The organism is Paenibacillus camerounensis (assembly GCF_000723885.1).
GTDB classification, from domain to species: domain Bacteria; phylum Bacillota; class Bacilli; order Paenibacillales; family Paenibacillaceae; genus Paenibacillus_AQ; species Paenibacillus_AQ camerounensis.
On record NZ_CCDG010000141.1, the window covers coordinates 1 to 215 of the forward strand.

The following is a 215-nucleotide window of genomic DNA, read 5'->3' on the forward strand; positions in this document are numbered from 1 at the left end:
ACATTGTGTGCGTATCAAGAGGAAGAGCGTCTGGTATTTGATCTTCTTTATAATCCAAATGTATATGCCAGGGAAGAAATTCAGAGCATTCTAGCCAGAATTGAAAAAGTGCTGCAGGCCATCGGTGAGAATCCTAACCGGAAATTGTCCGAGATCGAGACGATTACTGAACAGGAGAAATTCCAAATCCTCAGCGGATTCAATGATACGGCTGT

The 215-nt window shown here is 42.8% G+C and carries 1 protein-coding gene; it reads left to right on the forward strand.

Annotated features, from left to right (window positions below; all coding sequences use genetic code 11):
- The coding region (locus BN3772_RS30365; protein WP_042204522.1) for a condensation domain-containing protein at positions 1 to 215 on the forward strand (215 nt) is incomplete at both ends.